This window comes from Prosthecobacter sp., from assembly GCF_049294395.1.
Taxonomy (GTDB): domain Bacteria; phylum Verrucomicrobiota; class Verrucomicrobiia; order Verrucomicrobiales; family Verrucomicrobiaceae; genus Prosthecobacter.
Genome location: NZ_JBAQCR010000234.1, coordinates 1 through 2,094, shown reverse-complemented (window position 1 = coordinate 2,094; position 2,094 = coordinate 1). Strand labels below are relative to the sequence as shown.

General features: G+C 61.8%; 3 protein-coding genes. All 3 read left to right on the top strand.

All coding sequences use genetic code 11. The features are described from left to right. Nucleotides 1-515: hypothetical protein (locus WAW39_RS16245; protein WP_422320238.1), on the top strand; the 515-nt coding region annotated here is incomplete at its 5' end. A gap of 8 nt (nt 516-523) precedes the next feature. Beyond that, nucleotides 524-1,684, top strand: coding sequence for a CobW family GTP-binding protein (locus WAW39_RS16240; RefSeq protein ID WP_422320237.1), 1,161 nt, complete (start codon nt 524-526; stop codon nt 1,682-1,684). 20 nt (nt 1,685-1,704) lie between these two features. Further along, nucleotides 1,705-2,094, top strand: a 390-nt coding sequence (locus WAW39_RS16235; RefSeq protein WP_422320236.1) for a hypothetical protein, incomplete at its 3' end; no start/stop codon positions are given.

Below are 2,094 nucleotides of genomic sequence, written 5' to 3'. Positions count from 1 at the left end.
ATGCTGTCTTCATCAATGGCGGTCATCTCAGCGCCCTGACCAAGGCCAGCCAGCAGCGCGACAAATTGCGTGAAGAAGTCGGTCCCATGAGGTTGAATCCGCAGGCGCTCGGCGCGGACCTGCAACGCCTGAAGACCGAGCAGGCGGACTTGAAGCGCAAACTGGCCGCCTTCGGCGAAGGCGGCAGCGATGCCATGCAACGCTCCGAAGCCGTCGTGATGATCGGCGCATTGCTGCGCAAGCACGGCATGACCCTGGTGGATGAAGGCCCCTCCGCCAAACAATCCGCCCCCACCACCGGCACCACACGTGGAGCTGCCGTCAAACAAAGCCATACCACGAATGCTGACAGTGTGTGGCAGGTGCGCTTTCTCGGCAGTTGGAGCGGCGTGCAGGCCACGCTGATGGCCCTGCCCGACTTTGAAGGCAGCGCCTGCCTGCCGCTGAGCCTGAGCATGGCGGAACCTCAAAACCAAAGCCCCGTGCGCGAGTGGACGCTGCGCCTTCGCCTGTGATGCACCTGATGAGCGACAGCCCCCACACCCTCCCGGTCACCGTGCTCTCCGGCTTCCTGGGTTCAGGCAAAACCACACTGCTGCGCCGTCTCCTGCGTGAAGCCAAGGGAACGCGCCTCGGCGTGATCGTCAATGACCTCAGCGAGCTGGAAGTGGATGGCGACCTGGTGCGCGACCCCGAAGGATTCAATGAGCAGCGCGGCAACTTCGCCAGCATCCACACCGGCAGCATCAGCGGCACGCAGCGTGGGGCGTTTTCAAACGTTCTTGATGCCTGGCGCGGGCGCGATGACCTGGATCACGTCATCATCGAAACCTCCGGCAGCACGCATCCCGGGCCTCTGATCCAGGAGATCAGCGCACGGCCTGAGTTCAAGCTCGACACTTTTGTCACGCTCATTGATGCGAAAGCATTCATGGAGGACTACGGCGGCGGGTGCCTGCTCCGTGAGGCCACTCAGCCCCAGGCTCCTCTGCTGTCGGCACAGATCCGCCTGGCGAATGTGATCTTGATCACCAAGACCGAGAAAGTGATCCCCGAGGCCATCGAATGGATGGCCCAACACCTCACAACACTCAATCCCTCCGCAGCGCTTTACTCAGTCAACTACGGCAGGATCAAGCCTCAGTTGATCCTCGGCACCGGCAGCTTCGACATGGATCGGGCACAACATCTCGCCGCCGGCTTGCAGCATGATGACGTGGGTGATGCCGCCAGCTATGACCTCGGCAGCACCGTCATCACCGATCCTCGTCCGCTGCATCCACGTCGGCTTTGGACCCTGTTCCGCGAGCGACTCGGCGCAGGCATCCACCGCAGCAAAGGATTCATCTGGATGCCCTCACGGGATCGCGATGTCCTGCTGTGGAATCAAGCCGCCGGCAGCATCGAGATGGAGCTCATGGCCTACTGGAAGGCGGCGCTCGTGACCAATCCCGATGGCAAACTCGTGCCGGAGGAAATCGCCATTCTGCATGACATGCTCCAAGGCACCCACCCCGAATTCGGCGACCGCGCCTGCGAACTGACGGTGATCGGCACCGCGCACGACCGCGCCATCTTCGTGCAAGACCTCAAGACATGCTTCTGCACCGACGACGAAACCGCCGCATGGAAGCGCGGCGAGACCTTCGACGACCCATGGCCCAGAACCCTCCTGCGCGTGTGATGAGCCAGCCCCTTCCATCCATGTCACAAGACATCCCCATTTCCCGCCAGCGTGTACTCCTGAGCGACTTCAAAGCCGCGCTGCTTCAGCAGATGTTCTTCTGGGGCCGTGATGTGATGACGAGTGGCAATCTGCTTGTCCAGCACGGCTTCATCAAACTGCCATCCCCCGGATTGAAGGGCACGAGTTGTTATCGGCTCGATTACCGTGGAGGCATCATCGAGCTTCATGGTGCCTGCGCTGGCTGGTATCCCGGCGCTCATGATCCGCAGCCCGGCTTTCTCTTTGTGCGCACCTCAGGCCGCTGCACCTCGCATCATCTGCATGAACCGGTGATCCCCGGCAGCTACGATGGAGCCCTCACCAGCCGGCGCGGCGTGCGCTTCCGCATCAACATTTACAAGGTTCGC

Coding starts and splice junctions, on each gene's coding strand:
- WAW39_RS16240 (WP_422320237.1), top strand. CDS start 524: ATGAGCGACAGCCCCCACACCCTCCCGGTCACCGTGCTCTCCGGCTTC.